Genomic DNA, 20825 nt, shown 5'->3' with positions numbered 1-20825 from the left:
GGCGGGGGCCGCGCCCCAGGGCGGACCGGGAGGGCCGGCCGGGCCGCCGGGACCCCCGGCAGGGGAACCGCCGAAGGGGCCCGGGCCGTGGGGCCCGGCACCGTTGGGGCCGGCACCGTTCGGGCCCGCGCCCAGAGGACCCGCACCGTTCGGTGCGGCACCGTTGCGACCCGGACCGAGAGGACCTCCAGCGAGAGGGCTCGGACCAGGCCCACGCTGACCGGCACCGTTCGGACCCGCCGGGGACGGACCGCTGCCGTAGGACCCGAACGACCCACCACCGAGAGCAGGCCCCGCACCCCACGGCGGCGACCCGGGACCCGGGGCGCCGGGGCGCCCGTCGTCGAGGGGGTCGCCGTAGGCGTCCGGACCGGGCGCGGGGGTGACCTCGTACCGGTCGGAACCGCTCCAGCCCGAGGCGCCGTAGGGCGCGTGCATCCCGTTGCCGTCACCCCGTGACGGCGGGGCGACCACGTCCCCGTAGGGATCGTCGTGGTCCGGCTCGTCGTCCGGGCGGGCGTGCGACGGAGCGCGACCCCCGTAGCCGGCGGACCCGTACGCGCCGGGCGCGTCGTGGCGGGTCGTCCCGCCCGGGCCGGTGGTCCGGAACGGGGGGACGGAGGGCTCCTGGGGGCGCACGCGACTCAGGTTAGGAGACCGGGGCGGCAGGCTCAGGAGGCCGGCGTGGTCTCGCGCTTCTCGCGAATCTTCGCGGCCTTGCCGCGCAGATCACGGAGGTAGTACAGCTTCGCCCGGCGGACGTCACCGCGGGTGACGACCTCGATGTGGTCGATGTTGGGCGTGTGCACCGGGAAGGTGCGCTCCACCCCGACGCCGAAGGAGACCTTGCGGACGGTGAACGTCTCGCGCAGCCCGCCGCCGTGCCGACGGATCACGACACCCTGGAAGACCTGTACACGGGAGCGTGAACCCTCGATCACCCGGACGTGCACCTTCACGGTGTCCCCGGCGCGGAAGTCGGGGATGTCGGAGCGCAGCGACTTGGCGTCGAGCTCGTCCAGGGCGTTCATCGTCAGCGTCCTCGCGGTCTCACGGGCTCGGCGCCGGAACCCGCGGGGCGGGCGTCCTGCGCGGCCGAGGGGGGTCGGTTCTCGGGCACGGGGCGGCTCTCAGCGGCCCTGATCGGGCCGTGCGCCGTCCGCGGCAACCTCCCCAGTCTGCCACGCCGCCGCGCCCGCACGTCCGGCCGGGTCGTACCCGCACGCGGCGAGCACCTCGCGGTCCCGCGCGTCGAGCGCCGCGTCGCCGTCGCGGGCGAGCAGCGCGTCGAGCAGGTCGGGGCGCACGGCCGCGGTGCGCTCGAGCGAGCGGTCCCGGCGCCAGCGCGCGACCGCCCCGTGGTCGCCGCCGCGCAGGACCGGGGGCACGTCGTGCCCCCGCCAGCTCTCCGGCCGCGTGTAGGCGGGGGCCTCCAGGAGCCCGGCCGTCCCCTCGGCGAAGCTGTCGAGCTCGGCCGACGCGGGGTTGCCGAGCACGCCGGGCACGAGCCGCGAGACGGCCTCGACGACGACGAGCGCCGCGACCTCACCGCCCGCGAGCACGTAGTCGCCGAGCGAGACCTCCTCGACGGGCATGCGCTGCGCCGCGTCGGCGAGCACGCGGGCGTCGATGCCCTCGTAGCGCCCGCAGGCGATCACCAGCCAGGGCTCGACGGCCCAGTCCGCGGCCCGCCGCTGGGTCAGCGGCGGCCCCGCCGGGGTGGGCACGAGCAGCCGGGGCACGCCGTCCCCCGAGCCCGTGACCTCGTCGAGCGCCGCGCCCCACACCGGCGCGGTCATGAGCATCCCCGGGCCGCCGCCGTACGGCGCGTCGTCGACGGCCTGGTGCACGCCGGTGGCCCACCGGCGCAGGTCGTGCACCCGGACGTCGAGCCGCCCGGCCCGGCGCGCGCGCCCGACGAGCGCCTCGTCGAGCGGGGCGAGGTAGCCGGGGAAGATCGTGACGACGTCGATGCGCATCGGGCACGATCCTGCCCCGGGCGGACGCACGAGGAGGTCGCAGGGTGGCGCAGTTCCTGTCCTACCCGCAGCAGTGGCGCCTGCTCGCGCCGCTGGGGCTGGCGCTCGTGCTGTGCACGCTGATCGGGCTCGAGCGCGAGCTCGCCGCCAAGAGCGCCGGGCTGCGCACGCACACGCTGGTCGGCGTCGGCTCGGCCGCCTTCATGCTGATCTCGAAGTACGGCTTCGACGACCTGCTCTCCTCCCCCGACATCGACCTGGACCCCTCGCGGGTCGCGGCCCAGATCGTCTCCGGGATCGGGTTCATCGGCGGCGGTCTGATCTTCGTGCGGCGCGACGCCGTCCGCGGCCTGACGACGGCGGCGACGGTCTGGGCGGCGGCCGCGGTGGGCACCGCGTGCGGCGCGGGCCTGCCGCTGCTCGCGGTGGCGGGCACGGCCGTGCACTACCTCGTGACCCGCGGCTACCGGCCGCTGGCGCGGCTGATCACGCGCTCGTCGACCGTGCCCCGCGACCTGCACCTCTCCTACGCCGACGGGCGCGGGGTGCTGCGCGCGGTGCTGTCGATCTGCACCGAGCGGGGGTTCTCGGTGGCGGGGATGCACGTCGACCGCGAGGACTCCACCGACGGCGTCGAGGGCACCACCCGCGTCGCCTCCGTGACCCTGTCGCTCGCGGGGCGGGGCTCGCTCGCACCGTTGTCCGGCGAGCTCTCCGAGCTCCCGGGCGTGCTCGCCGTCGGGGTGCCGACCGAGGAGGAGTGAGGCTCAGACCTCGAGCAGACCCTCGGGCGGGTCGAGGACGACGCGCCCGCCGGCGACGTCGACCTCGGGGACGATCGCGGCGACGAAGGGCACCAGCACCTCGCCGCCCGGCGTGGTGACCGAGAGCAGCTCGCCCCCCGCGCCGTGGATCACCGCGCTGACCGTGCCCACGGCGGTGCCGTCGAGGAGCACCGCGGCGAGGCCCTCGAGCTGGTGGTCGTGGAACTCGTCGGGGTCCTCGGGGACCTCGTCGAGCGCCGGGGCCGTGAGCTCCGCGGTGCGCAGCGCGTCGGCGCCCTCGCGGTCGGCGACCTCCTCGACCGTCACCAGCAGGCGGTCACCGTGGCGGCGGGCACCGGTGACCGTCAGGGACGACGGCGTGCGGCCCCGCACCGAGAGCACGACGCCCGGCGCGAACCGGGTCTCGACGTGGTCGGTGCGGGGCTCGACGACGAGCTCGCCGCGCAGGCCGTGCGAGCGCACGACGCGCCCGACGACCCGCTCGTCGGCGGCGGGGTCCATGCTGATCAGCGGTCGGTGTCGACCACGTCGACGCGCACGCCGCGCCCGCCGATGCCGCCCACGACGGTGCGCAGGGCGGTGGCGGTGCGCCCGTTGCGGCCGATCACCTTGCCGAGGTCGTCGGGGTGGACCCGGACCTCGAGGGTGCGACCGCGACGGTTGGTCACGAGATCGACCGCGACGTCGTCGGGGTGCGCGACGATCCCGCGCACGAGGTGCTCGAGCGCCTCGGCGAGCTCGCTCACTCCGCGGAGCCGGAAACCTTGGCCAGCTCCTCGTTGAAGCGGGCCTGCTTGTCGACCTTCTGGGGCTGCGGCTTGAGCTTGCCCTCGGCACCCGGCAGGCCCTTGAACTTCTGCCAGTCGCCGGTGATCTTGAGCAGGCTGTGCACCGGCTCGGTGGGGATGGCGCCGACCCCGAGCCAGTACTGCGCGCGCTCCGAGTCGATCTTGATGTCGCTCGGCTCGCTCTTCGGGTGGTACTCACCGATCTGCTCGATGACCCGGCCGTCGCGGCGGTTCTTGGCGTCCGCGACGACGACGCGGTAGTGCGGCTCGCGGATCTTGCCCATGCGGGCCAGCTTGATCTTGACAGCCACTGCTCTGAGTGCTCCTCGGTCGATGGTGCTCGGGGCCGCCCGGCCGGGGAGGGATCCCCGGGGACGGCGTGCCCGCTCGTGCGCGATCGCGACCCCACGCCCCGGGGACCGGGGGTGGTCACGACAACCCGACGAATTGTGCCAGACGGCTCCTCAGGCGAACGGCGCGAGGGTGACGCCGGCGGCGCGGAGGGCCTCGGCGACGCGGCGGGCGGTGTCGACCGCGCCCGGGGAGTCGCCGTGCAGGCACAGGGACGCGGCCGCGGTGGGGATCACGGTGCCGTCGACCGCGACGATCTCGCCGTCGGCGGCCAGGCGGCGGGCGCGCTCGACCACGGCGTCGGCGTCGGGCAGCAGGGCGCCGGGCTCGCGGCGCGGGACGAGGGTGCCCTCGGGCGTGTAGCCGCGGTCGCCGAAGGCCTCGGCGTGCGTCGCCAGCCCGGCCTCGTCCGCCCGGGCGAGGAACGTCGACCCGGGCAGCCCCAGGACCGGCAGGCGCGCCTCCCGCGCCGCCGCGACCACCGCCGCGGCCTGGGCGTCGTGGTGGACCACCGCGTTGTAGAGCGCGCCGTGCGGCTTGAGGTAGGCGACCTCCCCGCCGGCCGCGCGCGCGAACTCCCGCAGCGCGCCGACCTGGTAGAGCAGGTCGGCGGTGAGCTCCTCGGGGTCGACGTCCACGAACCGGCGCCCGAAGCCCGCGAGGTCGCGGTAGGACACCTGGGCGCCGATGCGCACGCCCCGCTCGACGGCGCGCGCGCAGACCCGGCGCATCGTGGCCGGGTCGCCGGCGTGGAACCCGCAGGCCACGTTCGCCGAGGTGACGACGTCGAGCAGGGCGTCGTCGTCGGTCAGCGCCCAGATGCCGAAGCCCTCGGCGAGGTCGGCGTTGAGGTCGAGCGTCGCGGTCACCCCCCGCAGCCTAGGACCCGCCGTTCCCCTTGACCTCGAGCGTGATCGAGGGCGCACGCTGGCCCCATGAGCGACCCGCGGCCGGTGACGGTCGAGCCCGCCCCGCCGGTCGACGCCGAGCCGCCGGTGCGCACCGGGCTGCTGCTCGGGGTGCTGCTGATCGCGGTGACGGTCGCGGTGCTCGCCAACAGCATGGTGCTGGTCCTCGTGCCCGAGATCGGGCGCGCCTTCGCGGCGTCGCCCGCGGGCCTGGCCTGGGTGGTGACGGCGTTCTCGCTGACGTTCGCGGTCGCCACCCCGCTCTACGGGCGCATCGCCGACGTCTTCGGCGTGCGCCGGGTGTTCGCCGTGGGCCTGGCGATCTTCATCGTCGGCTCGCTGGTCGCCGGGCTCGCCCCCGAGCTCGGCTGGCACCTCGTCGGCCGCGTGCTGCAGGGCGCCGGCAGCGCCGCGGTGCCCGCGCTGGGCTCGGTCGCGGTGGCGCGGTCGCTCCCGCCGGGACGCCGCGGGTTCGGGTTCGGCGTGGTGGGCACGGGCGTCGGCGCGGGGCAGGCACTCGGGCCGCCGCTCGCGGGACTCGTCGCCGAGGCCTTCGGCTGGCGCTGGCCGTTCCTCGGTGCGGCGCTGCTCGTGGCCCCGCTGCTGGTGCTCGCGCCCCGGGCACTGCCCGACGGCCGTCCGGACTCCCCCGGGTCGTGGAGCGCCGTCGACCTCGTGGGCGGCGTGCTGCTCGGCGGGGCGGTGGGCCTCGGTCTCTTCGGGCTCACGCGCGCCCAGCAGACCGGCTTCGGCGGGCCGACGTCGTGGGGCGCGGTGCTCGCGGCGCTCGCCCTCGCGGGCGCGTTCACCTGGCGCATCCGCCGCACGCCGCGCCCGTTCGCGCCGCCGTCGCTGCTGGTCCACGGGCCCTTCGTGACGACGGTGGCCGTCGGCTTCCTCGCGATGTTCGGCTACCTCGGCTCGATCCTGCTGGTGCCCCTGCTGGTCGCCACCGTCAACGGGCTCGGGGTCGGCCAGGTGGGTCTCGTCCTGCTCCCCGGCGCCGTCGCCGTCGCCGTGCTCTCGTCGTTCGCCGGGCGCCTGTCCGACCGGCTGGGACCCCGGCGGCTCGTCGGCGGGGGCCTGGGCGTCCTCGCGCTCGCGGTGCTCACGCTCTCGACGCTGGCCGGCGGGTCGGCCGTGGCCCTCGGCGCGGTGACGTTCGCGCTCGGCGTCGGGCTCGCGACGATCACCTCGCCGCTGATCAACGCCGTGGCGACGGCGGTGCCCGAGGAGCACGCCGGCGTCGGCCTCGGGCTCTACCAGGGCGCGTTCTTCCTCGGCGGCGGGACGGGCGCGGCCGTGCTCGGGACGGTGCTCGCCGCGCGGTCGGCGAGCGGGGCCGGCTCGTGGAACCCGCTGCACGACGGGCCGGGCGCCGCGTTCTCCGACGCCCTGCTGGTGATCGCGGGGGTGCTGGTGCTCGCCCTGCTGCTCTCCCGGCGGCTGCCCGCCCGCACCTGACGGATCACGCCAGCCGCGTGCCCGCCCGCAGCACGGCTGTCGGCGCCCGCAGGACCTCGGGGTCGGCGCGCGGGTCGCCGTCGACGACGAGGAGGTCGGCCGGCGCGCCGTGGGCGAGCCCGGGGCGGCGCAACCAGGCGCGGGCGTCGTCGCACGCCGCGGCCAGCGCCCGGGCCGGCCCGAGGCCCACGCGCGCCAGCGCCACGACCTCGTCGACGATCCGCCCGTGGACGATGCCGCCCCCGGCGTCGGTGCCGGCGAAGACGGGCACGCCCGCCTCGATCGCGGCCGAGATCGTCAGGGGCGCGCGGGCGTAGAGCTCGCGCATGTGGGTGCCGTAGCGCGGGAACTTCCCGCCGGCCGCGTCGGCGAACTCCGGGAAGTTCTCGACGTTGATCAGCGTCGGCACCAGCACCGTGCCGCGCTCGACCATCATCGCGATCGTCGCGTCGGTGAGGCCGGTGCCGTGCTCGATGCCGTCGATCCCCGCCCCGATCAGCCCGGGCAGCGCGTCCTCGCCGAACACGTGCGCGGTGACGCGGGCGCCCTCGGCGTGCGCGGCGTCGATGGCCGCGCGCAGGACGTCGTCGGGCCACAGCGGCGCGAGGTCGCCCTCGCCGCGGTCGATCCAGTCGCCGACGAGCTTCACCCACGGGTTGGCGCGCGCCTGCTCCGCGACGGCGGCGGGCAGCTCGTCGGGCTCGAGGTCGATCGGGAGGTCCCGGATGTAGCGCCGGGGCCGCGCGAGGTGCCGCCCGGCGCGGACGATCTCGGGCATCCGCGGGTCGTCGTCGAGCGGGCGGGTGTCGACGGGGCTGCCGCAGTCGCGCACCAGCAGCGCGCCGGCCTCCGCGTCGGTGTGTCCCTGCTCGCGGGCGGTCTCCAGGTCGACTGCGCCGTCGGGGCCGATCCCGACGTGGCAGTGCGCGTCCACCAGGCCCGGCAGGATCCACGCGCCGTCGACGACGGTGTCGGCGTCCGGCACCGGCTCGAGGCTGATCCGGCCCTCCGGGGTGACCCACAGCTCGCCGGCGTGCTCGCCCTCGGCGGTGCCGTCGAGCAGGACGCCGCGCAGGTGCAGGGCCGGGCGGGGGGTCGGCGACATGCCGCGCAGGGTAGCCAGGCCGCCCGCGCGGCTGCCTACGCTCCGGGCGTGAGCGAGCCCCCGACCGTCGACGACGTCCACGCGCTGGCGCTCGCGATGCCGCACGTGACCGTGGTGGAGGGGCCGAAGGGCAACGCCGTCTACCAGGTGGGCGGCAAGTCGTTCGTCTTCTTCCGCACGCCGCGACCCGACGCCCGCGATCCGGACACCGGCGAGAAGTACACGGACGTGATCATGTTCTGGGTCGGGTCGGAGGAGGACAAGGACGCGCTGGTGCACGACCCGTCGACGCCGTTCTTCACGACGCCGCACTTCGACGGGCACCTCTCGGTGCTCCTGCGGGCGGCCCACCTCGACCAGGTGTCCCGCGAGGAGCTGGCCGAGATCGTGCAGGACGCGTGGCTCGCGCGGGCCTCGGAGCGCCGGCGCACCCGCTGGCTCGCCGAGCACTCCTGACTACTTGCGCTTCTTCTTGTTGCCCTTCTTCGGGCTGCGCGTTCCCCCGCCACCGTTCCCGCCGGCCCCGTTGCCCGCGCCGCTCGCGGTACCGGGGAACAGGGAGGCCGGGTCGAAGCCCGCCGGGAGCTCGTTCATGTTGGCCAGCGCCGGCGGGAGCTGGTTGAGCCCCGGGGTCTGGTAGCTGCCCACCGAGCGCTCGCCGCGGTCGGTGCTGGTCTCCGCGGCGATGCCCGCGATCGCCGGCATCTGCTTCGGGCCCTTGCGGCCCTTGACGGCCTTCGCCGCCTGGCGCTTGCCCTTGCGCCCGCCGCCCATGCCCGGCAGACCGAACTGGCCGGCCATGTTCTTCATCATCTTGCGGGCCTCGAAGAACCGCTCGACGAGCTGGTTGACGTCGGTGACGCCCACCCCCGAGCCGTTGGCGATGCGCAGGCGCCGCGAGCCGTTGATGATCTTCGGGTCGGCCCGCTCGGCGGGCGTCATGCCGCGGATGATGGCCTGCACGCGGTCGAGGTGCTTCTCGTCGAGCCCCGCGAGCTGGTCCTTCATCTGGTTCGCGCCGGGCAGCATGCCCAGCACGTTGGCGATCGGGCCCATCTTGCGGACGGCCATCATCTGCTCGAGGAAGTCCTCGAGCGTGAGCTCGCCGCTGCCCATCTTGGCCGCGGCGGCCTCGGCCTGGCCCTCCTCGAAGGCCTGCTCGGCCTGCTCGATGAGGGTGAGGACGTCGCCCATCCCGAGGATGCGCGAGGCCATCCGGTCGGGGTGGAAGACGTCGAACTCGTCGAGCTTCTCGCCGTTGGAGGCGAAGAGGATGGGCTGGCCGGTGACCTCGCGGACCGACAGCGCGGCGCCACCGCGGGCGTCGCCGTCGAGCTTGGTGAGCACCACGCCGGAGAAGCCGACGCCGTCGCGGAAGGCCTCGGCGGTGAGGACGGCGTCCTGGCCGACCATGGCGTCGAGGACGAACAGCGTCTCGTCGGGCGAGACGGCGTCGCGGATGTCCGCGGCCTGGCGCATCAGCTCCTCGTCGACGCCGAGGCGGCCGGCGGTGTCGACGACGAGCACGTCGTACTGGCGGCTGCGCGCGTCGGCGACGGCGCGGCGGGCGACGTCCACGGGGTCGCCGACGCCGTTGCCGGGCTCGGGCGCGAAGACCTCGACCCCGGCGCGCTCGCCGACGATCTGGAGCTGGGTGACCGCGTTCGGGCGCTGCAGGTCGCAGGCCGCGAGCATCGGGGTGTGGCCCTGGCCCTTGAGCCAGTGCGCCAGCTTGCCCGCCAGCGTCGTCTTGCCGGAGCCCTGGAGGCCGGCGAGCATGATCACCGTCGGGGCGGTCTTCGCGAAGCGCAGCCGTCGGGTCTCGCCGCCGAGGATGCCGACGAGCTCCTCGTTGACGATCTTGACGACCTGCTGCGCGGGGTTCAGCGCCTCGGAGACCTCGGCGCCGCGCGCCCGCTCCTTGACCTGCTTGACGAAGGCCCGCACGACCGGCAGCGCGACGTCGGCCTCGAGCAGCGCGATGCGGATCTCGCGGCACGTGGTGTCGATGTCGGTCTCGGACAGCCGGCCCTTGCCGCGCAGGTCGGACAGGACCGACGTGAGACGGTCGGACAGGGTGTCGAACACGGTGGTCACTCCCGGGTAGCGCGCGCCGAGGTCCCGGAGGACCTGCGGGGACTTGGCTCCAGCTTAACCGCCGGGCCGGGGCCGCCTCACGGTGCGGGCGGGGTGTGGCCGCTCGTCGCCGCCCCGAGCACCGCGTCCTCCACGGCCCGGCGCCGGTCGGGCCCGAGGCCCGCGTGCTCCGCGGTCTCCAGGCAGAAGGCGTCGAGCACCGAGCTGCCCAGCGTCGACACCCGCGCCCAGCGCACGTCGAGGCCTTGGCCCTCGAGCGCGGCGGCGACGCGGTACAGCAGGCCGATGCGGTTGCTCGTGCGCAGCTCGAGGACGACCGCGCCCGTGGCCTCGTCGTCGAACCAGACCACCCGGCTCGGCGCGGGCGCGGGGCCCGGCCGGTCGTAGTCGCGCTCCTTGGCCGCGAGCCGCGCGGGCAGGTCCAGCGAGCCGCGCAGCACGCGCACCAGGTCCTCGCGCAGCAGCGACGCCTCGGGCAGGCGTCCGAAGCGCGGCGACACCGAGAACGCGTCGACGGCGACCCCGTCGTGCTCGCCGAGATCGGCGGTGTGGACCTGCAGCGAGTGCAGCGCCAGCACGCCCGCGGCGCGGGAGAGCAGGCCGGGACGGTCGGGCGCGGCGACGGTCATCGTGATGGTGGTCAGCTCGCCCTCGCCGGAGATCGAGACCTCCGGCTGCCCGCTGTCGGCCACGCGGCGGGCGAGGTCGACGGCGTCCTCGGACAGCGGCGACGGCCCGGGCACCGGCCCGCCGGACATCACCACGCGGCAGCGGCGCACCAGGTCGCCCATGAGCGTCGCGCGCCAGGGCGTCCACACGCCCGGCCCGGTGCCCAGCGAGTCGGCCTCGGCCAGCGCGTGCAGCAGTTCGAGCAGCACCGGGTCGGCGCCGAGGGTCTCGACGACGCGCTCGACGGTCGCCGGGTCCTCGGGGTCGCGGCGCGACGCGGTGTGCGGCAGCAGCAGGTGGTGGCGCACCATCGCCGCGAGCGTCTCGACGTCCGCGGGCCACAGCCCCAGGCGGCGCCCGATGTGGCGGGCCAGGCGCTCGCCGACCTCGGAGTGGTCCTCGTCGCGGCCCTTGCCGATGTCGTGCACGAGCGCGCCGAGCAGCAGCAGGTCCGGCCGCGAGACGCGGGTCGTCAGCTCCGCGGCGCGGCGCGTCACCTCGACGAGGTGGCGGTCGACGGTCCACACGTGCTGGCGGTCGCGCGGGGGCAGGTCGCGCACCGCGCCCCACTCGGGGAACAGGCGCCCCCACAGGCCGGTGCGGTCGAGCGCCTCGACGACGTCGACCATCCCGTCGCCCGCCCCGAGCAGGGCGAGCAGCTCCGAGAGGGCCGCCCGCGGCCAGGGCTCGCGCAGCTCCGGGGCGGCGTCGGCCAGGCGGTGCAGGGTGCTCGCGCCGATCGGCAGGCCCGTGCGGGCGGCGGTGGCGGCGAGGCGCAGCACCAGGGCCGGCTCGCGCGTCACCTGCGCGTCGCGGGCGAGCACCACCTCCCCGGCGTGCTCGACCACCCCGTCGTCCAGCGGCCGGCGCGCGGGCGTGCGGCGCAGCGCGGCCAGGCCCCGGCGCGGGAGCGCGTTGCGCGCCGAGCGCAGGGCGGTGTCGGTGGCGAAGACGACGGTGCGCGCGGCGCCCGAGAGCGCGCGGGCGAGGTCGAAGCGGTCGGTCACGCCGAGGTCGGCGGCCGCCGCGGCGACCACCTCGTGGGCGTCCTCGGCCTGCAGGACGTCGCGCGCCCGGCCGGCGCGGCGGTGCAGCTCGACCCTCAGGTCGAGCATCAGCCGGCGCGCGTCCTGGACGTCGACGGTGGGGCGGTCCACCAGCTGCGCCGCGGCGAGCGCGTCGAGCAGCTGGATGTCGCGCAGGCCCCCGTGGCCGTTCTTGAGGTCGGGCTCGATGCGGTGAGCGACCTCCCCCGAGCGGGACCACCGCGTCCGGGTGGCGTCGACGAGGTCGTCGAAGCGCCCGCGGATGCCGGCCCGCCAGGCCTGGCGGGCGGTGGCGGCCAGGCGCTCGGTCAGCTCCGGGTCGCCCGCGATGTGCCGGGCCTCGAGCAGGCCCAGCGCCACCCGCAGGTCGGTGGTGGCCACCTCGATGGCCTCGCCCACGGTGCGCACGGAGTGGTCGAGCCCGATCCCGGCGTCCCACAGCGGGTACCAGAGGGCGTCGGCGACCTGGCTGATCCGCTCGCGGTCGTCGCGGCGGCCGCGCCCGTCGTGCACGAGCACGAGGTCGAGGTCCGAGTACGGCGCCAGCTCCTGGCGGCCCAGGGCGCCCACCGCGATCAGCGCCGAGCCCTCCCCCACCCCGACCGCGGCCGCTCGCGTCGAGAGCCAGAAGTCGTGCAGCTCCACCAGGGCCTCGCGCAGGGCCGCCGGTCCCAGCCGCCGGGCCCCGGGCGGCGGGTCGAGCAGGGCGGCGCGGGCCCGCACGAGGTCGACGGCGTCGCCGTTGGTGGTGCCCCGCTCGTCGTCGAGGCTCGACGGCACCCCGTTCCCCGTCGCCCCGCTGCGCTGCGCGTCCGTGGCCATCCCTGTGTCCTCTCCACACGTGCGCCCGTGGTGAGACGACGGCGCCGGGCCCCTGGGGGACCCGGCGCCGTCGTCGTGGATGGCGGTTACAGGGCGTCGACCCCGCGCTCGCCGGTGCGCACGCGCACCACGGTCTCGACCGGGGTCACCCAGACCTTCCCGTCACCGATCTTGCCGGTGCGGGCGGTCTCGGTGATCGCGTCGACGACCTTCTCGGCCGTGCTGTCGTCGGTGACGACCTCGATGCGGACCTTGGGGACGAAGTCCACGGAGTACTCCGCACCCCGGTAGACCTCGGTGTGGCCCTTCTGGCGGCCGTAGCCCTGGACCTCGCTGACGGTCATGCCCAGCACACCGAGCTGCTCCAGGGCGCCCTTGACGTCCTCCAGCACGAACGGCTTGATGATCGCGGTCACCATCTTCACGGCGTCGAGCCCTCCCTCGGGGTCGCAGGGGCGCGGTCACCGGCGGTCGAGTGCTCGAACATCGAGCCGCTCGAGCCACCGATGCGCAGACCGGAGTAGTCGTACCCGGACTCGGCGTGCTGCGACTCGTCGATGCCGGTGCTCTCGTCCTCGTCAGAGACTCGCAGGCCGACCGTCGCCTTGACCACCACGGCGATGATCGAGGTGACCACGAAGGAGTAGATGAGGACCGCGAGCGCGGCGACGAGCTGGATGATCAGCTGGCTGAAGCCGCCGCCGTAGAACAGGCCGTCGGCGCTGGAGGAGTTCAGCGACGAGGTGGCGAAGAAGCCCAGCGAGATCGTGCCCCAGAGCCCACCCACGAGGTGGACGGCGACCACGTCGAGCGAGTCGTCGAAGCCGAGGCGGAACTTCAGCGAGACCGCCGCGGCGCAGAGCGCACCGGCGATGATGCCGATCGCCATGGCCCCGAGCGGGTTGACGAACGCACAGGCCGGGGTGATCGCGACCAGGCCGGCGATGGCCCCGGAGGCCGCGCCGAGCGTGGTGGGCTTGCCGTCACGGACCTGCTCGACGATCAGCCAGCCGATGACGGCGGCCGAGGTGGCGAGCATGGTGTTGGTGAACGCGATGGCGGCGTTGACGTTCGCGCCCAGGGCCGAGCCGGCGTTGAAGCCGAACCAGCCGAACCACAGCAGCGCCGCACCGAGCAGGACGAACGGCAGGCTGTGCGGACGGCCCGGGTCACGGGGCCAGCCGCGGCGCTTGCCGACGATCAGCGCGACCGCGAGGCCCGCGGCACCGGCGTTGATGTGCACCGCGGTGCCACCGGCGAAGTCCAGCACCGAGCCGTCCTCGGCGATCAGGCCACCGAGGGTGTTGGCGATCCAGCCGCCGGTCTCCGCGGTGCTCCCGTCGAACGAGAACACCCAGTGGGCGACCGGGAAGTAGACGATGGTCACCCAGAGGCCGACGAACAGCGTCCAGCCCCAGAACTTGACGCGGTCGGGCAGCGCGCCCGAGATGAGCGCCGGCGTGATGACGGCGAACATCAGCTGGAACATCGCGAAGGCCCAGATCGGGATCGTGTCCGGCGCGGTGCCGATCAGCGTCGGCGCGTCGGCGCTCCCCATGCCGCCCATGCCCAGGAACTCGAAGTTCCCGACGAGGCCGCCGAAGGCGTCGTTGCCGAACGCGAGCGAGAAGCCGTAGAGGCACCACAGCACCCCGACGATCGCCAGGCACATGAAGTTCATCATGAGCATGTTCAGAACACTGCGAGAGCGGACCATGCCGCCGTAGAAGAAGGCCAGTCCGGGGGTCATCAGCATCACCAGCGCAGCGCTGGCGAGGACCCACGCGGTACTACCTGCGTTGAGTTCTGGCACGTCGGCTCGTCCCTCCTGCTCCTGTCGTGCTCACTGCGAGAGAAGGATGGGTACGGCGTGTTTCACGCAGCTGCGCTGCTCGTTTCGCCGCAGTTAACAGGGCCTCGAGCGATGTGACGTTCGTGTTTCCCGGGCGGACATCCCGGGCCGACGCCCCTCGGGACGAGACGCAGGTCATGACACTGCGCGATCACCACGGTCCGATCGGAGGACACCCTCTCACGCGCCGCCTGCCTCCCGGGACGGGGTGAGCACCAGGCAGAAGGGGTTGCCGTCGGGGTCGAGGAAGACGCGGAAGGTCTCGCCCGGCTGGTGGGCGCTCTTCGTCGCCCCGGCCTCGAGGACGGCGGCCTCGCCGGCGTCGAGATCGTCCACCTCGAGGTCGAGGTGGAACTGCAGGGCGCCGTCCTCGGGCCAGGCGGGCGCCGTGCGCTGAGGCGCGAGCTGGAACGCCAGGGACGGGCCGCCGCCGCCGTCGAGCTCGACCCAGTCGTGGTCGGTCTCGGACTCGGCGATCGGGAGCCCGACCAGCGCCGAGTAGAAGCGCGCGAGCGCCATCGGCTCCGGGGTGTCGAGGACGGTCAGCTGCAGGCGAGCGATGCCGGACATGGCGCGCAGGATAGGAGCGCACCCCGACAGCGACGGCTCAGCGCAGCAGCGCGTCCACGAAGGCGCCGGGCTCGAAGGGGGCGAGGTCGTCGGGCCCCTCGCCCAGGCCGACGAGCTTCACCGGCACCCCCAGCTCGCGCTGGACCTGGAACACGATGCCGCCCTTGGCCGTGCCGTCGAGCTTGGTGAGCACGACGCCGGTCACGTCGACGACCTCGCGGAACACCCGCGCCTGGGTCAGCCCGTTCTGGCCGGTCGTGGCGTCGAGGACCAGCAGCACCTCGTCCACCTCGGCCTGGCGCTCGACCACCCGCTTGACCTTGCCGAGCTCGTCCATCAGCCCGGTCTTGGTGTGCAGGCGTCCCGCGGTGTCCAGCAGGACGGCGTCGACGCCCGCCTCGGTGCCGCGGCGCACGGCGTCGAAGGCGACGCTCGCGGGGTCGGCGCCCTCCTTGCCGCGCACGGTCTCGGCGCCGGCGCGCTCGCCCCAGGTCGCGAGCTGCTCGGCCGCGGCGGCGCGGAACGTGTCGGCGGCACCGAGGAGCACGACGTGGCCCCCGGCGACGAGGACGCGGGCGAGCTTGCCGGTGGTGGTGGTCTTGCCAGTGCCGTTGACGCCGGCGACGAGGACCACCGCGGGCCGCCCGTCGTGGGCCAGCGCCCGCACCGAGCGCTCCATGTCCGGCCCGAGCTGCTCGACCAGCACCTCGCGCAGCAGCTCGCGGGCCTGCTCGGGCGTGCGGACCCCGCGGGACGCGATGCGCTCGCGGAGCTTGCCGACGATCTCCTGGGTCGTCGCCGAGCCGAGGTCGGCCAGGAGCAGGGTGTCCTCGACCTCCTCCCACGAGTCCTCGTCGAGGTCGCCGGCGCCGAGCAGACCGAGCAGGCCCTGCCCGAGCGTCGACCGCGATCGACCGAGCCGCCCGCGCAGGCGCTCGAGGCGACCCTCGGCGGGCGCGATCTCCTCGGTGGGCGCGCCGGGGGCGACGGGGGCGACGGGCGTCGCGGTGGTGTCCGTGATGTCGGTGGTGGGGGCCGGGGCGGCGGGGGGTGCCTCGACCTCGGGCTCGACGGGCGGGGCCGCGGGGGTGGTGGGTGCAGTGGCGGCGGGGGGTGCCTCGACAACCTCGGTGGCGGCCTCGGGCGGCGCGGTGGCCTGCGGGCCGGCGACCTCGGGCTCGTCGTCGGTGTCCGGGGGGGTGGTGGGTGCCGCGGGGGCGGTGGGCGCGGCGTCGACCGGGGGGCTGGTCGGCTCAGGGGCCGGTGGCGTCAGGGTCGAGGCGCCGCCCGCGCTGAAGTTGAAGGCGCCGCCGGCCTGGTAGGTGCCCTTGGTCGGCTTGACGGGCTCCTGCTCCTGCTCGGCGAGCGAGACCCGCCGACGCCGGCGCAGGTAGAGCCCGATCCCCAGGATGATCAGCAGGACGACGACGATCGCCGCCACCACGATCGCCGCGACGACGCCGGGCGGCAGCGTCCCGGTCCCGACCCGCGCGGCGAGCGCGACGTCGGCCGTGACGGGGTCGAGCGGGGAGGTCAGCGAGGTCGGGGACGACACCGCGCCAGTCTCGCAGCCGGGCCCCGCGGGGGCGCGCGGTCGGGGGTGCGGCGCCGACCCGGAGATCAGCAGGGCGAAAAGCACCGCGGAAGGGCTCCGGGAGGTGCCTCCCGGCCTGGTGATCTCTGCGACCCGCCCGGCCCCGAGATCAGGAGCGCACCGTGCACCCCGGACGCCTCCGGGAGGTGGCTGAGGTGCTCGTGATCTCCGGCGCGGGAGCAAGAGGGCGCGCGGTCGGGGGTGCGGCGTCGACGTGGAGATCAGCAGGGCGAAACGCACCGCGGAAAGGCTCCGGGAGGTGCTTTTCGGCCTGGTGATCTCTGCGACCCGCCCGGCCCCGAGATCAGGAGCGCACCGTGCACCCCGGACGCCTCCCGGAGGTGGCTGAGGTGCTCGTGATCTCCGGCGCGGTCAGCCGAGCAGCACGGCCGCGACGACGAGCAGCGCCGCCACCAGGGCGACGCCCCCGGCGAGCAACAGCGCGACGCACAGGGAGAACCCGGCGGTGCGCTGGCGCGACGGCCCGAGCGCGCCGGCGAGGCGGGGCAGGGCGGGCGCGCGGTAGAAGACCTCGACGGTGTTGCCCGAGGCGACGGGCACCGCGTCGGCGACGTGGCCCCAGGACCGGCGGCCCCCGACGCCCTCGACCTCGATCTCGACGAGGTGGCGGCCCGGCGGCAGGTCGATCGGCGTGCGCCCCCAGGCGAAGCGCAGCGGCAGGCCGTCGACGCTGACCGCGACCTTCCGCGACGCGAGGTGCGGGGTCAGCCGGCAGTGGGAGCTGTCGATGACGAGGCGGCCGGGGGCGGGCTGCGGCGCGGGCGCGAGGGCCCGCAGCGGCACGAGCGGGCCCGACGGCGCGCCACCGTCGCGGCGGGCGTGGCGGCCGGTGCGCGGGCCACCGGCGGGGGCGGCGTGGGCCGGACCGGGTTGCACCGCCGTCATGTCCGCTCCCCCTCCGCGTTCCTCGCCCTACCGCGCACGGTAGAGGCGCCGAGTGCGCGCCGGGAGGCCACGACAGCGTCGACCTCGACCCCCGATGTGGTCCGCCCTGGACACTCAGAGCAACGTAGCAGCACGCTCGGTGATCACGTTGAGGTGGTGCCCGCGAGCGGTCCGGGGGCGTCGGCGCCGCGCAGGCGCTGGGAGATCACCGCGGTGATGCCGTCGCCGCGCATGCTCACGCCGTAGAGCGCATCGGCGATCTCCATGGTCGGCTTCTGGTGCGTGATGATCACGAGCTGGGAGCTGCGCCGCAGGTCGGACAGCAGGCCGATGAGGCGCCGGAGGTTGGCGTCGTCGAGCGCGGCCTCGACCTCGTCCATGACGTAGAACGGCGACGGGCGGGCCCGGAAGATCGCCACCAGCATCGCCACGGCCGTCAGCGACTTCTCGCCGCCCGAGAGCAGCGAGAGCCGCTTGACCTTCTTGCCCGGCGGCCGGGCCTCGACGTCGACACCGGTGGCCAACAGGTCGTCGGGGTCGGTGAGCACCAGGCGCCCGTCGCCGCCCGGGAAGAGCACGGGGAAGACGGCCTCGAACTCGCGGGCCACGTCGGCGAAGGCGGACGCGAAGACCTCGAGGATGGTGGCGTCGACCTGCGAGACGACCTCGAGGAGGTCCTTGCGGCTGTTGCGCACGTCCTCGAGCTGGGTGGAGAGGAAGCGGTAGCGCTCCTCCAGCGCCGCGTACTCCTCCAGCGCCAGCGGGTTGACCTTGCCGAGCGTGCCCAGCTCCTTCTCGGCGCGGGCGGCCCGGCGCTGCTGGACGGCGCGGTCGAAGGGCTCCGGCGGGGGCATGACGACCTGCTCGCCACGCTCGCGCGCGGCCTCGACCTCGGCGACCTCCCCGGCGGGCGGCGGGATCGGGACGTCGGGCCCGTACTCGGTGACCAGGTCGTCGAGCCCGATGCCGAAGCGCTCGCCGATGCCCGCCTCCATCTGCTGCAGCCGGGTGCGCTGCTCGGCGCGCACCACCTCGTCGCGGTGCACCGCGTCGGTGAGCCGCTCGAGGCTCGCCTGCAGCTCGCGCTGCCGCTCACGCGCCGTGTCCAGCTCGCCCGCGCGCGCGATGCGCACCGCCGCCGCCGCGTCGCGGGCCGCCGCGGCGCGGGCCAGGGAGTGCTCGAGGCGGGCCAACGCGTCGCGGCCGTGGCGGACGGCCTCCTCGGCCAGCGCGGCGGACCGCGCCCGGGCCCGCGCCCGCTCCTGCGCCCGGGCGCGCTGCTCGCGCTCACCGGCGGCCCGCCGCCGCAGGCCCTCGGCGCGGCCGGCGACCGCGCGCAGGCGCTCCTCGGCCGTGCGCAGCGCGAGGCGGGCGTCGACCTCGGCGGAACGGGCGGCACCGAGCGCGGCGGCCGCGGCGTCGCGGGCGGCGGCGTGCTCGTCGGTGTCCTCGCCCGCGGCCCCGTGGGAGGAGTCGGCGGCCTCGTCCTGAGCCATGGCGAGCCGCTCGGTGAGCTCGTCGAGCTCGGCGCGGCGCTCGTCGCGGGTGTTCTCCACGGCGGCGCGGCGCTCGGTGAGCCGCTGGGCCTCGGCCTCCGCGGCCCGCACCGCCTCGCCGAGGCGCCCGAGGCGGCGGGCGGAGTCGGCGCGCGCGGCGTCGTCGGCGGCACGCCGGGCGTCGGCGGCGCGGCGGGCCTCGGCGTCGGCGCGCCGGCGGTCGTCGCGGACCTGGCGGGCGACGCCGACCTCGGCGCGCGCCGCGGACTCGGCCTCGCGCGCGGTCTCCAGCGCGGCGTGGGCCTCGTGCAGGTGGCGCTCGGCGGCGGCCAGCCGGTCGCCGGCCTCGTCGGCGGCGGCCTGCATCTCGAGCAGGTTCTGCCCCGACGGGCCACCGACCGCCCAGTCGGCCCCGAGGAGGTCGCCGGCGCGGGTGACCGCGCGCAGGTGCGGGTGGCCCGCGACGACGGCGCGCGCGGCGGCCAGGTCCTCGACCACCACGGTGCCGGCGAGGACCCGCGCCACCGCGCCGGCCAGCTCGTCCGGGGCCGCGACGAGGTCGACGGCCCAGCGCGCGCCGTCCGGGGCCTCGCCCGGCGCCCCAGCGGGCACCGACGCCCCGCCCACCAGCAGCCCCGCCCGCCCGCCCTCGGTGGCGTGCAGCGTCTCGACCGCGTCGGCCGCGGCGTCCGACCCGGTGACGGCCACCGCGTCCGCGGCCGGACCGAGCGCGGCGGCGACCGCGTCCTCGTGGCCCGGCGTCACGCGCAGCAGCGCCGCGACCGACCCGAGCACGCCCGGCACGCGGTCGGCGGCGGCCAGCAGGGCCCCGGCGCCGTCGCGGCGGGTGAGCCCCAGGGCCAGCGCGTCGGTGCGGGCCTTCCAGTGCGCGCGGTCGCGCTCGGCGTCGCGGTGGGCCGCCCCGGCGGCGTCGACGGCGGCGCGGGCGGCCTCGTGGCGCTCGACCGCGGCGTCGAGGGCGGCCTCGGGGTCGGGCGCGTCGGGGTCGTCCGGATCGAGCTGAGCCGCCAGCCCGGCGTCGTCCGCGGCGGCAACGGGCGCGGGCTCGGCGTCCTCGAGCGCCGCCAGCTCCTCGCGGGCCACGGTCGCGCGCTCTTGGGCCGCGGTGAGCGAGCCCGCGATCTGCTCGAGCTCCTCGGTGGACGCCGCGAGGCGCCCGCGCAACGTCTCGACCTGCCCGGCCAGGCGCGCCACGCCCTCGCGCCGGTCGGCCGCCGCCCGCGTGGCCGCGGCGAGCCGGCGCTCGGCGGTGGTCAGCGCGTCCTCGGCGGTCTCGCGCTGCTCGCCGTGCCCCTCGAGGGTGGCGCGGGCCTCGGCGACCTCCGCCTCCAGCGCCGCCTCCTGCCCGGCGGCCTCGTCGGCGCGGCGCTCGAGCTCGTCGGGGTCGGGGCCGGCGGGCGCCTCCTCCGCGGTGGCCACGTGCCGGTGGCGCTCGACGGCCAGCGCCGTGGTGCCGCGCAGGCGCTCCTGCAGCGCGGAGAGCCGGAACCAGCCCTCCTGGGCCCGCGTGTGCGCCGGCGTCGCGGCCTCGACCGCGGCCTCCAGCGCCGCGACCCGGGCGGCGACCTCGGCCAGCGCCCGCTCGGTCTCGTCGCGACGGCGGCGCGCGGCGTCCTCGTCGGCCTGGTCGCGCTCGATGGTGCCGCGCAGCGTCACCAGCTCGTCGGCGGCGAGGCGCAGGCGGGCGTCGCGCAGGTCGGCCTGGATGGTCTGGGCCCGGCGGGCGATCTCGGCCTGGCGGCCCAGCGGCTTGAGCTGGCGGCGCAGCTCGGTGGTGAGGTCGGACAGGCGCGTGAGGTTGGCCTGCATCGCCTCGAGCTTGCGCAGCGCCTTCTCCTTGCGCTTGCGGTGCTTGAGGACGCCGGCCGCCTCCTCGATGAACGCCCGCCGCTCCTCGGGCCGCGACTGCAGGATCGCGTCGAGCTGGCCCTGGCCGACGAGCACGTGCAGCTCGCGCCCGATGCCGGAGTCCGACAGCAGCTCCTGCACGTCGAGCAGCCGGCAGCTGCTGCCGTTGATCTCGTACTCGCCGGCGCCGGACCGGAACACCCGCCGCGTGATCGACACCTCGGCGTAGTCGACCGGCAGGGCGCCGTCGGCGTTGTCGATGGTCAGCGTGACCTCGGCGCGCCCCAGCGGCGCCCGCCCCGCCGTGCCGGCGAAGATGACGTCCTCCATCTTGCCGCCGCGCAGCGCCTTGGCGCCCTGCTCGCCCAGCACCCAGCTGATGGCGTCGACGACGTTGGACTTGCCCGAGCCGTTGGGGCCGACCACGCACGTGATGCCGGGCTCGAAGCGCAGCGTCGTGGACGAGGCGAAGGACTTGAAGCCCTTGAGGGTCAGGCTCTTCAGGTGCACGCGGACGTCCCTCC

Annotated in this window: 17 protein-coding genes and 1 pseudogene; 3 read left to right on the top strand and 15 right to left on the bottom strand. The window is 75.9% G+C overall.

Annotated elements, in window-relative coordinates; translation table 11 throughout:
• Positions 1–671: 671 nt before the first annotated feature.
• Complete coding sequence (rplS, locus tag ACQPX6_RS10180; protein ID WP_433787185.1) at positions 672–1031, bottom strand: 50S ribosomal protein L19; 360 nt, start codon at positions 1029–1031, stop codon at positions 672–674.
• Positions 1032–1130: 99 nt separating this feature from the next.
• The gene (gene trmD, locus ACQPX6_RS10175) at positions 1131–1979 is read right to left on the bottom strand and encodes a tRNA (guanosine(37)-N1)-methyltransferase TrmD (RefSeq protein ID WP_433787184.1); all 849 of its coding nucleotides are present in this window, start codon (positions 1977–1979) and stop codon (positions 1131–1133) included.
• A gap of 44 nt (positions 1980–2023) precedes the next feature.
• On the opposite strand from trmD, the gene ACQPX6_RS10170 reads away from it, so the two are divergent.
• Positions 2024–2743, top strand: a complete 720-nt coding sequence (locus ACQPX6_RS10170; protein ID WP_433787183.1) for an MgtC/SapB family protein — start codon at positions 2024–2026, stop codon at positions 2741–2743.
• 3 nt (positions 2744–2746) lie between these two features.
• On the opposite strand, the gene rimM is transcribed toward ACQPX6_RS10170, so the two are convergent.
• The 4 genes and pseudogenes from rimM to ACQPX6_RS10150 all read right to left on the bottom strand — a co-directional run bounded on the left by rimM (position 2747) and on the right by ACQPX6_RS10150 (position 4772).
• Positions 2747–3265: a ribosome maturation factor RimM gene (rimM, locus tag ACQPX6_RS10165; RefSeq protein ID WP_433787182.1), complete on the bottom strand. Its 519-nt coding sequence runs from the start codon at positions 3263–3265 to the stop codon at positions 2747–2749.
• Between the two features lie 5 nt (positions 3266–3270).
• Positions 3271–3510: an RNA-binding protein gene (locus ACQPX6_RS10160; RefSeq protein WP_116706343.1), complete on the bottom strand. Its 240-nt coding sequence runs from the start codon at positions 3508–3510 to the stop codon at positions 3271–3273.
• A 20-nt stretch (positions 3511–3530) separates the two neighbouring features.
• Positions 3531–3863, bottom strand: a pseudogene (gene rpsP / locus ACQPX6_RS10155) (30S ribosomal protein S16); the annotation flags it as partial.
• 153 nt (positions 3864–4016) lie between these two features.
• Positions 4017–4772 (bottom strand): LamB/YcsF family protein, encoded by a 756-nt coding sequence (locus tag ACQPX6_RS10150; RefSeq protein ID WP_433787181.1) that lies wholly within the window; start codon positions 4770–4772, stop codon positions 4017–4019.
• Positions 4773–4838: 66 nt separating this feature from the next.
• On the opposite strand from ACQPX6_RS10150, the gene ACQPX6_RS10145 reads away from it, so the two are divergent.
• On the top strand, positions 4839–6275 hold the full coding sequence (locus ACQPX6_RS10145; RefSeq protein ID WP_433787180.1) for an MFS transporter: 1437 nt from the start codon (positions 4839–4841) through the stop codon (positions 6273–6275).
• Between the two features lie 4 nt (positions 6276–6279).
• On the opposite strand, the gene ACQPX6_RS10140 is transcribed toward ACQPX6_RS10145, so the two are convergent.
• On the bottom strand, positions 6280–7380 hold the full coding sequence (locus tag ACQPX6_RS10140) for an amidohydrolase family protein (protein WP_433787179.1): 1101 nt from the start codon (positions 7378–7380) through the stop codon (positions 6280–6282).
• 48 nt (positions 7381–7428) lie between these two features.
• Here ACQPX6_RS10140 and ACQPX6_RS10135 point away from each other — a divergent pair, with 48 nt between their 5' ends.
• Positions 7429–7836 carry an MmcQ/YjbR family DNA-binding protein gene (locus tag ACQPX6_RS10135; protein WP_433787178.1) on the top strand — a complete coding sequence of 136 codons (408 nt, stop codon included), beginning with the start codon at positions 7429–7431 and terminating at the stop codon, positions 7834–7836.
• Here ACQPX6_RS10135 and ffh read toward each other — a convergent pair whose 3' ends face one another.
• The 8 genes from ffh to smc all read right to left on the bottom strand — a co-directional run bounded on the left by ffh (position 7837) and on the right by smc (position 20811).
• A complete protein-coding gene (gene ffh / locus ACQPX6_RS10130; protein WP_433788239.1) occupies positions 7837–9468 on the bottom strand; it encodes a signal recognition particle protein in 1632 nt (543 codons plus the stop codon).
• A gap of 86 nt (positions 9469–9554) precedes the next feature.
• Positions 9555–12014, bottom strand: coding sequence for a [protein-PII] uridylyltransferase (locus tag ACQPX6_RS10125; protein WP_433787177.1), 2460 nt, complete (start codon positions 12012–12014; stop codon positions 9555–9557).
• 86 nt (positions 12015–12100) lie between these two features.
• Entirely contained in the window at positions 12101–12439 is a 339-nt protein-coding gene (locus tag ACQPX6_RS10120) for a P-II family nitrogen regulator (protein WP_433787176.1), read from the bottom strand.
• Positions 12436–13770 carry an ammonium transporter gene (locus ACQPX6_RS10115; protein WP_433788238.1) on the bottom strand — a complete coding sequence of 445 codons (1335 nt, stop codon included), beginning with the start codon at positions 13768–13770 and terminating at the stop codon, positions 12436–12438. Before ACQPX6_RS10115 ends, ACQPX6_RS10120 begins: the two co-directional genes overlap by 4 nt.
• 276 nt (positions 13771–14046) lie before the next feature.
• A complete protein-coding gene (locus tag ACQPX6_RS10110) occupies positions 14047–14436 on the bottom strand; it encodes a VOC family protein (RefSeq protein ID WP_433787175.1) in 390 nt (129 codons plus the stop codon).
• A gap of 37 nt (positions 14437–14473) precedes the next feature.
• Positions 14474–15907, bottom strand: a complete 1434-nt coding sequence (gene ftsY, locus ACQPX6_RS10105) for a signal recognition particle-docking protein FtsY (protein WP_433788237.1) — start codon at positions 15905–15907, stop codon at positions 14474–14476.
• Between the two features lie 495 nt (positions 15908–16402).
• On the bottom strand, positions 16403–16936 hold the full coding sequence (locus tag ACQPX6_RS10100) for a hypothetical protein (protein ID WP_433787174.1): 534 nt from the start codon (positions 16934–16936) through the stop codon (positions 16403–16405).
• A 143-nt stretch (positions 16937–17079) separates the two neighbouring features.
• The gene (gene smc / locus ACQPX6_RS10095; protein WP_433787173.1) at positions 17080–20811 is read right to left on the bottom strand and encodes a chromosome segregation protein SMC; all 3732 of its coding nucleotides are present in this window, start codon (positions 20809–20811) and stop codon (positions 17080–17082) included.
• Positions 20812–20825: the final 14 nt, after the last annotated feature.

It is taken from the genome of Actinomycetospora sp. CA-101289 (assembly GCF_050955895.1).
GTDB lineage: Bacteria > Actinomycetota > Actinomycetes > Mycobacteriales > Pseudonocardiaceae > Actinomycetospora.
This window is presented reverse-complemented; position numbering and strand designations above follow the sequence as displayed.

Bases quoted from the DNA above. Each gene is read 5' to 3' on its own strand.
- rplS (WP_433787185.1), bottom strand. From the start codon at position 1,031: ATGAACGCCCTGGACGAGCTCGACGCCAAGTCGCTGCGCTCCGACATC.
- trmD (WP_433787184.1), bottom strand. From the start codon at position 1,979: ATGCGCATCGACGTCGTCACGATCTTCCCCGGCTACCTCGCCCCGCTC.
- rimM (WP_433787182.1), bottom strand. From the start codon at position 3,265: ATGGACCCCGCCGCCGACGAGCGGGTCGTCGGGCGCGTCGTGCGCTCG.
- ACQPX6_RS10145 (WP_433787180.1), top strand. From the start codon at position 4,839: ATGAGCGACCCGCGGCCGGTGACGGTCGAGCCCGCCCCGCCGGTCGAC.
- ACQPX6_RS10140 (WP_433787179.1), bottom strand. From the start codon at position 7,380: ATGTCGCCGACCCCCCGCCCGGCCCTGCACCTGCGCGGCGTCCTGCTC.
- ACQPX6_RS10125 (WP_433787177.1), bottom strand. From the start codon at position 12,014: ATGGCCACGGACGCGCAGCGCAGCGGGGCGACGGGGAACGGGGTGCCG.
- ACQPX6_RS10115 (WP_433788238.1), bottom strand. From the start codon at position 13,770: ATGCTGATGACCCCCGGACTGGCCTTCTTCTACGGCGGCATGGTCCGC.
- ACQPX6_RS10110 (WP_433787175.1), bottom strand. From the start codon at position 14,436: ATGTCCGGCATCGCTCGCCTGCAGCTGACCGTCCTCGACACCCCGGAG.
- ACQPX6_RS10100 (WP_433787174.1), bottom strand. From the start codon at position 16,936: ATGACGGCGGTGCAACCCGGTCCGGCCCACGCCGCCCCCGCCGGTGGC.